Origin of the sequence: Streptomyces sp. NPDC088923, assembly GCF_044749745.1 — a bacterium.
Classification (GTDB): Bacteria; Actinomycetota; Actinomycetes; order Streptomycetales; family Streptomycetaceae; genus Streptomyces.
Genome location: NZ_JBIVIO010000008.1, coordinates 274,250 through 282,096, shown reverse-complemented (window position 1 = coordinate 282,096; position 7,847 = coordinate 274,250). Strand labels below are relative to the sequence as shown.

Genomic DNA, 7,847 nt, shown 5'->3' with positions numbered 1-7,847 from the left:
CGATGGTACTGCAAGGGGGACCTTGTGGGAGAGTAGGACGCCGCCGAACAATATTTGTGGGGGAGCCCCGCACCATTCAATTGGTGCGGGGCTTTGCCGCGTTCACGGGTATCTTCTGCCGCATGAACGTCATACGAGTAGTGGCTGCCGACGATTGGCCGAAGGCCAAGGACTTGCGGCTTGCCGCGTTGCGGGACCCCATGGCACACCTCGCCTTTCTGGACACGTACGAGAACGCTCTCGGGAAGCCGGACGTGCTCTGGAAGGAACAGGCCGCGAACTCCGAGGCCGGGGTGAGCAGTCGGCAGTTCGCCGCTGTCGCGCCGGACGGCAGCTGGATCGGGTCGGTGGCGGGGATCGTCGAGGACGCCGGGGAGCAGGATTACTTCGGGTTGCCCATCGAGGAACGGCAGGTGCAGCTCGTCGGGGTGTTCGTTCGGCCCGAACACCGGGGCGGCAGGCGGGTGCTGGGACCCCTCGTCGCCGCGGTGCGGGAGTGGGCCGGCGCGGTCGGGGCCGAGCGGTTGCGGCTCTTCGTGCACGCCGGGAACGGGCGGGCGGCGGCAGCGTACGAGAGGCTCGGCTTCAAGGCGACCGGGCACCGGGTGCCGGACCAGGCGGGTACGGGCGAGGAGTTGGAGTACCTGTGGGACGGCCCCCTCGCTGGTGGCGCGAACACGGCCGGCTGAGGCGTCAGCCCACGAGGTCGGAGTCCGGCCACCTGGTGCGGGCCTGCTCCTGGGAGCGCAGGAGGGCCAGGGGGTGCAGCCCTGCGGCCGGGCCCGTGGTGAGCAGGGCCGGGAGCTCGGGGAGGGGGGCCACCGCCGCGACGTCCTCCAGGACGAGCGTCAGTGGTGGGTCGAGCCGGCCGGCGGGAGACCTCGCGGCCTCGCGGCGGCCGTGCTCGACCACGTCAGAGGCGAGCGCCGTCGTGAAAGGCATGGCACCGGGGTGCGCCTTGGGGTCCTCGACGGAAACGCCCACAAGGTAGAGCGTGCCCTCCTCGGCGAGGAAGGAATCCAGCCGGGCCGTGTCGGTGCGGTGCGGGGTGCAGGACTCGCGAAGGTGCACCTCGGCAAGCCCTGACAGGGCCCGGGCCGTCAGTTCCTGTGCCATGTCGCGGCGTTCCGGATAGGCGGTGAGTGCAGCCTCCAGTTCGCCTGCGGCGCCGGGTGCCGCCGTGGGGTGCGTACGGAGGATGCGCACCGCCTCGTGGACGCGGGTGCCCTGGGCCCAGCGGTGGACGTGGGAGACCGGACGGCCGTCCGTGTCGGCGGCGTGCAGGAAGCAGCGCAGGAGGGTCTCTGCGGTGTCGGCTGTCGCGGCGTCGAGCCGGGAGGCGGGGCGGACCGGAGCGAGGAGCGCTCTGGCACGTACCGCCGCGGTCTTGGGGTCGACGCAGCCGCCGGCGGGGGACCAGTGGAGCCGGTCGGGTGTGTCGCAGCGCAGCAGCGGGTCGTGGACCAGGACGGGGCCGAGCTTGGCGCGGGCGTCCTTCGTCTCGCGCCACAGCGCGGGTTGGGAGGTGACGACGAGCACCGGGCCCGCCGCTTCCCGTACCGCGTCGATCGCCTCGGCCAGACGGGCCGGGGCGTCGGCGAGGCGGAGCGGGGGGCGGCGTGGGGCCGGGACCGCGGCGGCCGCGAGCTGGGACGGCGGGGATGGAGGGTCCTGCTTGGTGAGGTCGAGGGCCTCGCGGCGGGTTTCGAGAGCTTGCTCGCGGCGGCTGAGGGCTTCCTCCTCGCGGCGGGCGAGTTCCTCCTCCTCGCGGCGGAGGGCGGCCTCGCGGCGGCGCAGGGCCTCTGCCCGTATCCGTACGGACTCCTCCCCGGGGAGGAGCGCCGGCTCGGGGGCGGCCTCGGGCGGGGGCGGGTTCCTACGGGCGGCGCGGAGGGCGCGGCGGCGGGCGAAGGCGGAGAGGGCGAAGAGCACGAGGACGGCGAGGACCATCGCGAGGCCGAAGAAGAGTCCCCAGAAGAGGCCGTAGCCGGAGAGCGCTGACGCGGGCGCGTCGGGCCAGGCGGCGTGGAGGTCCTTCGGGTCCGTCAGCAGGGAGCGCAGGGCGAGGGGAGTGTTGCGGAGGCTGATCGCCCCGGGCCAGGCGCCGTGCGAGAAGAGGGCCGCGAGGCCGCTCGCGAGCCACAGGAGCAGGGTGATGCCGAGGGCCAGGACGAGGACGCCGAGGAGTACGCCGTCGGGGACGCCGCCGGGGCGGCCCGGTGTGGCGTCCTTGCGGGGGCTCATCTGGGCTCGTCCTCTCGTACGACGTCGCTCCGTCTCCCGTACCACCGACGCGCGGACGAGCGACTCGCATGCGGCCGTCTCGGGTACGGCCCGGCTTCGTGCCGTGTGCGCATGGTCAGGCGACTCCGGAGTGGCGCTGCTCCATGAGCGCCGCGCGTTCGGCGGTCTCGCGCTCGGCGGCGAGGAGTTCCTCGGGGTAGGGCTCGGAGGACTCGGTCATGGCCCGGTCGGTGAAGACGAGGGGGCGCTCGGCTTCGGTGATGAGGTGTTTGACGACCTGGACGTTGCCGTTGACGTCCCATACGGCGATGCCTGGCGTCAGCGTGGGGATGATCTCCTGGGCCCAGCGGGGGAGGCCCAGGACGGTGCCGGTGGCGCGGGCCTCGTCGGCCTTCTGCGCGTAGATCGTGCGCGTGGAGGCCATCTTGAGGATCGCGGCCGCTTCCTTCGCCGCGGCGCCGTCGACGACGTCGGAGAGGTGGTGGACGACGGCGACGAAGGAGAGACCGAGGCGGCGGCCGAACTTCAGGAGGCGCTGGAAGAGCTGCGCGACGAAGGGGCTGTTGATGATGTGCCACGCCTCTTCGACGAGGAAGATGCGCTTTTTGCGATCGGGCCTGATCCAGGTGTGTTCGAGCCAGACTCCGACGATGGCCATGAGGATCGGCATCGCGATCGAGTTGCGATCGATGTGGGAGAGGTCGAAGACGATGAGGGGGGCGTCGAGGTCGATGCCGACGGTCGTGGGGCCGTCGAACATGCCGCGCAGGTCGCCGTCGACGAGGCGGTCGAGGACGAGTGCGACGTCGAGGCCCCAGGCGCGGACGTCCTCAAGGGCGACGTTCATCGCCTCGGCGGACTCCGGCTCGGGGTGGCGGAGCTGTTCGACGATGTCGGTCAGGACGGGTTGCCGGCCGGTGACCGTCTCGTTGACGTAGGAGTGCGCGACCTTGAGCGCGAAGCCCGAGCGCTCGTCGAGGCCGTGGCCCATCGCGACCTCGATGATCGTACGGAGCAGGGCGAGCTGTCCCGTCGTGGTGATCGCGGGGTCGAGCGGGTTGAGACGGATGCCCATGTCCAGGGCGGCGGTCGGGTCCAGGCGGATGGGGGTTATGCCGAGCTGCGAGGCGATGAGGTTCCACTCGCCGACGCCGTCCTCGCCCTGCGCGTCGAGGACGACGACCTGGCGGTCGCGGAAGCGCAGCTGGCGCATCACGTACGTCTTCTCCAGCGCCGACTTGCCGTTGCCGGACTCGCCGAGGACCAGCCAGTGGGGGGCGGGGAGCTGCTGCCCGTAGAGCTGGAAGGGGTCGTAGATGTAGCCCTTTCCGCTGTAGACCTCGCGGCCGATGATGACGCCGGAGTCGCCGAGGCCCGGGGCGGCGGTGGGCAGGTAGACGGCCTGGGCCTGCCCTGTCGAGGTGCGGACCGGGAGACGGGTGGTCTCGACCTTTCCGAAGAGGAATGCGGCGAAGGCGTCGGTGAGGAGGGTCAGCGGGTCCTTCATCTCGGGCTCCCGGGCGGTGGCGGGTCGGTGGTGCGGCTTTGGGTGTGGGACGGGAGTGGGGTGGCTGCACCCTGGGGTGGAGGTGGGTTCCACCGGGGGGTGGAGGTACGGCGGTGAGTCCTGCGGGAGGCGGTGGTATGTCGTACTTGCGGCGGAGGTGGAGGATTCCGCCTTGAGAGGGAGGTTTTACCTGGTTGGGGAGGGAATGATGGTCAGCGGCGGATGCCGGTGGCGAAGGGCAGGGTGTTCACGAAGGCGCGGTGGTGTTCGCGGTCGCACCATTCGAGCTTGAGGTAGGACTTGCCGGCGGAGGCGCGGATGGTGCGCTTGTCGCGGGCGAGGGCTTCGGGGTGACGGGAGGAGACGGTGATCCAGCCGACGAGGTTGACGCCGGCGGCGCCGCTGGCGAGGTCGTCGCCGCGCTGGTCGATACGGCCCGACGCGGCCATGTCGCGGGGGTCGACGGTGCGGTTGAGCTTGGCGGCGCGGCTGGCGTCGGCCGCGTCGTTGGTCTTCTCGGTCAGCATCCGCTCGATGGCGATCTCGGTGGGTTCGAGGTCCATCGTGACGGCGACGGTGCGGATGACGTCGGGGGTGTGGACGAGGAGGGGAGCGAGGAAGTTCACGCCGACGGGGGTCATGGGCCATTCCTTGACCCATGCGGTGGCGTGGCACCAGGGCTCGCGGGTGGTGGACTCGCGGGTCTTGGCCTGGAGGTAGGTGGGCTCCGTGGCGTCGAGTTCGGCGGGCCAGGCGTTGCGGCGGGTCATGGCCTGGAGGTGGTCGATGGGGTGGTCGGGGTCGTACATGGAGTGGATGAGGGAGGCGAGGCGGCCCTGGCCGAGGGGCTGGCGGACGCGGATGTCGGCTTCTTGGAGGCGGGAGCAGATATCCGTCAGCTCGCGGGCCATGACGATGGCGAGGCCGGCGTCGCGGTCGAGTTTGCGGCCGCCCTTGGGGCGCGCTGCCTTGGCCATGGCGTTCGCCTCGGCGGCGAGTTCGCGCCCGTAGTCCATGCAGGCGACGAGGTAGGCGCGGTGCTGCTCGCTGGAGGTGGAGACCATGGAGAGGAGCTGCTCGTAGCTGTCCTGGAGCCAGAGCGGGGCGCGCTGATCGCCGCGCTGGCTGACGTCCTTGGCGTGGGCGTCGGGGTCGGCGGGGAGGGTGCGGGCGAGCATTTGCAGGCGGGTGACGAAGCCGTCTCCGTTGGCGACGTGCTTGAGGAGGGTGCCGAAGCGGTCGACGAGGGCTTCCTGGTCCTCGGAGTCGCGCAGGCCGACGCCGGGGCCCTCGATCTCGATGGCGGCGGTGACGGTGCGGCGGTCCGCGTGGAGGAGGACGGCGATCTCGTCGGGGCCGAAGGGGGCGGAGAGCCAGGAGATACGGCCGATGCCGGGCGGCGGGCCGACCTCGATCTCGCGGCCGTCGATGCGGGTGCCGGCCTCGGCGGCGGTAGAGCGGTAGGCGGCCTGGCCGCTGCGGTTGAGCCGCTTGAAGCTGCGGTTGATCTCGTACCACTTGTAGAAGGTGCGGCGCTTGTACGGGACGTAGACGGCGGCGAGGGCGATGAGGGGGAAGCCCATGAGGAGGACGAGGCGCAGGGCGAGGAAGGGGACGAGGAGTCCGCACATCATGCCGAGGAAGGCCCCGGCGATGATGAGGGCGAGTTCGCCGCTCTCGCGGTTGCGGCCGATGACGGCGTTGGGCCGTGCGCGGCCGATGAGATAGGTGCGGCGGGGCGCGTAGGTCTGTGGCGGGGTCGTCAACGCCCTTCACCTCTCGTGCTGTTGTTGCCCGTGCCTCGGTTGGACGCGTGCGGGGTCTGGGTGGCGGAGCGGGGGGCGGGGGCGGCTGCTTGCTGGGCGCCGCCGCGGGTGCCGTGGGCGGCGATGCCTTCGCCGACCGAGTGCGGGGCCTTGGAGCCGCCCTGGCTCTGGCCGCCGGAGTTGCCGCCGCCGTCGTTGCGGGCGCTGTGGGTCTTGATGCCCTGGGCGACGTAGGAGGCGGGGGAGGAGAGGACGGCGGCGGCGCGGGACTCGGCGCCCTGCTGGATGCGGTTGGAGCGGGAGGCGACGAGTTCGTCGCCGAAGCCGGGGACGAAGCGGTAGATCATGGCGCTCGCGAAGATGGCGAGCAGGATGATCGCGAGTCCGGAGACGACGGCGGAGAAGGCGGAGGGGCCTTCGTCGCCGGCGAGGGCGCCGGCGAGGCCGAGGACGATGACGATGACGGGCTTCACGAGGATGACGGCGATCATGACGCCGGCCCAGCGGCGGACGTGGCCCCACATGTTCTTGTCGACGAGGCCGGCGTAGACGACGGTGCCGAGGAGGGCGCCGACGTAGAGGAGGGCGGCGCGGATGACGAGTTCGAGCCAGAGGACGCCGGCGGCGAGGATCGAGACGAGGGAGACGACGACGAGCATGATGGGGCCGCCGCCGATGTCGTCGCCCTGGTCGAGGGCTTTGGAGAAGGAGCCGAAGAAGACGTCGGTCTGGCTGCCGGTGGTGCGGGAGAGGACGGCGGTGATGCCGTCGGTGGCGGAGACGACGGTGTAGAGGACGAGGGGGGTGAAGGCGGAGGCGAGGACGGTGAGCCAGAGGAAGCCGACCGCTTCGCTGATGGCGGTGGTGATGGGGACGCCGCGTACGGCTCGTTTGGCTACGGCGAGGAGCCAGAGGAGGAGGGTGAGGATGGTGGAGGCGGCGAAGACGACGGCGTACTGCTGGAGGAACTTGGGGTTGGTGAAGTCGACGTTGGCGGTGCTTTTGACGGCTTCGGAGAGTTTGTCGACGGTCCAGGAGGCGGCGTCGGCGCAGCCGTTGGCGAGGGAGGCGAGGGGGTCGAGGGCGTCGGGGACCTGAGGGGCACTCGGGCCGCTGTCGCCTTCGCAGGCCGCCTTGACCGGGCCCGGGACGATGTCGCAGGGCTTGTCGGGGTCCGCCTGGGCCTGGCCGGCCCACAGGAGGAGCGTCGCCGGGGCCGCGGCGAGCAGTGCGGTGCCCCGGGCGAGCGCGCGCCGGTTACCGGGCATAGGTGAACCCTCCGTACTCCTCGACGGCCTTCTCGATCTCCTCGGAGGTCGACACCGTGCCGTCCCCGTTGACGGGAGTGGGCCCGTCCTTCTGCGTGAAGGCGGCGATCCGCCAGTCGTCCCTCTCCCAGCGCAGGGTCAGGACCGTGGTGTACCAGGTGGTCGTGACCGGGTGCGTGGTCGACTTGGACGCGGTGCCGGACAGGCTCGTGCACCAGACCTCGACCTTGGCCTCGGTGTCCGTGTACGCCGTCGTCTTCGTGCCGATGGGCATGGCGCGGGACACGTAGGTGCCGCCGTCCACGGGGTTTCCCTTCGCGTCCAGGCCGAGTTTTGCGAGGAAGTCGGTGGAATAGACGGAGTCGAAGCGTTCTTCGAGGGGGGCGAGCTGGTCCTCGACGAGGAGCTGGGCGAGCAGCTTCTCGCGGCCGTTCTTGGTGAGCATGGCCTGGGAGGCGAGTGCTACCGCGTAGTTGGCGCCCGCGCTCTGGGCCCCCGTCTCCGAGTGGGGGTACCCCGTCGGGATTCCCGTTTGGCCGGGGGATTGGGTGGGTTTGGTGCCGGTGGGGGTGGTGGGGGCTGGGGCGGGGGCCTTGGCGGGGGTGGTGGTGTCGGGGTGGGTGGGGGAGTCGTCGGTGTTCTGGTTCGCGAAGGCGATCGCCGCGATGAGGAGGGCGACGACGGCGCCGATGACGACGAGGCCGCGTGAGGGGCGGCGCGGGGCGGGGCCGCGCGGGGGGCCCGCGCGGTCGGGGAGGCGGGTGCGGGTCTGCCCGGTGCCGCCGTAGTCGTCGGGGAGCGGGGGCACCCCGTACCGGTGGTCGTCGCCCGTGCTCATGCCTCCTGCGCCCCCTCGGCCGTTCGGTTAGCCCTCGCGCGGCCCGCGGTGCGGTGCGCGTAGTACGAAGGTAGCCCGGTGGACGGCCGTTCGCGCGGGGTGTGGTGACTGGACATCAGGGACATCAGGGAGACGCAACCTCAGCCGGTGGCACGGGGGACAGGGGTGACGCGGGTGGCGTGCGGGGCACCCCCGTGGCCCCGGTCGTGCCGTCCCGCGACTGG

6 protein-coding genes are annotated in these 7,847 nt (G+C 71.6%); 1 reads left to right on the top strand and 5 read right to left on the bottom strand.

The window, feature by feature from the left end; genetic code table 11:
• Positions 1 to 122 precede the first annotated feature (122 nt).
• Positions 123 to 689, top strand: a complete 567-nt coding sequence (locus tag ACIP4O_RS26490) for a GNAT family N-acetyltransferase (protein ID WP_401578154.1) — start codon at positions 123 to 125, stop codon at positions 687 to 689.
• Positions 690 to 693: 4 nt separating this feature from the next.
• Here the strand turns inward: ACIP4O_RS26490 and ACIP4O_RS26485 are convergent, their stop codons facing one another.
• The 5 genes from ACIP4O_RS26485 to ACIP4O_RS26465 all read right to left on the bottom strand — a co-directional run bounded on the left by ACIP4O_RS26485 (position 694) and on the right by ACIP4O_RS26465 (position 7,623).
• Positions 694 to 2,244 (bottom strand): type VI secretion protein, encoded by a 1,551-nt coding sequence (locus ACIP4O_RS26485; RefSeq protein ID WP_401578152.1) that lies wholly within the window; start codon positions 2,242 to 2,244, stop codon positions 694 to 696.
• A gap of 115 nt (positions 2,245 to 2,359) precedes the next feature.
• Positions 2,360 to 3,751, bottom strand: a complete 1,392-nt coding sequence (locus ACIP4O_RS26480) for an ATP-binding protein (RefSeq protein ID WP_007824160.1) — start codon at positions 3,749 to 3,751, stop codon at positions 2,360 to 2,362.
• A 212-nt stretch (positions 3,752 to 3,963) separates the two neighbouring features.
• Entirely contained in the window at positions 3,964 to 5,517 is a 1,554-nt protein-coding gene (locus ACIP4O_RS26475; protein ID WP_361324016.1) for an SCO6880 family protein, read from the bottom strand.
• The gene (locus ACIP4O_RS26470; RefSeq protein WP_401578149.1) at positions 5,514 to 6,785 is read right to left on the bottom strand and encodes a hypothetical protein; all 1,272 of its coding nucleotides are present in this window, start codon (positions 6,783 to 6,785) and stop codon (positions 5,514 to 5,516) included. Before ACIP4O_RS26470 ends, ACIP4O_RS26475 begins: the two co-directional genes overlap by 4 nt.
• Positions 6,775 to 7,623: a hypothetical protein gene (locus ACIP4O_RS26465; protein ID WP_401578148.1), complete on the bottom strand. Its 849-nt coding sequence runs from the start codon at positions 7,621 to 7,623 to the stop codon at positions 6,775 to 6,777. The genes ACIP4O_RS26470 and ACIP4O_RS26465 overlap by 11 nt, the downstream gene beginning before the upstream one ends.
• Positions 7,624 to 7,847: the final 224 nt, after the last annotated feature.

Coding starts and splice junctions, on each gene's coding strand:
- ACIP4O_RS26490 (WP_401578154.1), top strand. CDS start 123: ATGAACGTCATACGAGTAGTGGCTGCCGACGATTGGCCGAAGGCCAAG.
- ACIP4O_RS26485 (WP_401578152.1), bottom strand. CDS start 2,244: ATGAGCCCCCGCAAGGACGCCACACCGGGCCGCCCCGGCGGCGTCCCC.
- ACIP4O_RS26480 (WP_007824160.1), bottom strand. CDS start 3,751: ATGAAGGACCCGCTGACCCTCCTCACCGACGCCTTCGCCGCATTCCTC.
- ACIP4O_RS26470 (WP_401578149.1), bottom strand. CDS start 6,785: ATGCCCGGTAACCGGCGCGCGCTCGCCCGGGGCACCGCACTGCTCGCC.
- ACIP4O_RS26465 (WP_401578148.1), bottom strand. CDS start 7,623: ATGAGCACGGGCGACGACCACCGGTACGGGGTGCCCCCGCTCCCCGAC.